The 260-nt window shown below is 63.5% G+C and carries 1 pseudogene; it reads left to right on the plus strand.

The features are described 5' to 3' along the window. Positions 1 to 260: pseudogene (locus PGR79_RS23860) on the plus strand (cytochrome C biogenesis protein CcdA); the annotation flags it as partial.

Below are 260 nucleotides of genomic sequence, written 5' to 3' on the forward strand. Positions count from 1 at the left end.
TGGTTCGGCTGCATCGGCATGGCGCTGTCGAGCCTGGCGTTTTACTACCTGCCGCAGCACTTCGGCCATAACTTCGCCATGGCGCTGGTGCCGGCGATTGCGCTGGGGATTTTCGTCGCGGCGTTTGTGCCGATGGCGGCGGTATTCCCGGCGCTGGAGCCAAATCATAAAGGGGCGGCGATTTCGGTCTATAACCTGTCGGCCGGGCTGTCGAACTTCCTCGCGCCGGCGATTGCGGTGGTGCTGCTGCCGCACTTCAG

This window comes from Klebsiella sp. 141161, assembly GCF_050600815.1.
GTDB classification, from domain to species: Bacteria; Pseudomonadota; Gammaproteobacteria; order Enterobacterales; family Enterobacteriaceae; genus Klebsiella; species Klebsiella aerogenes.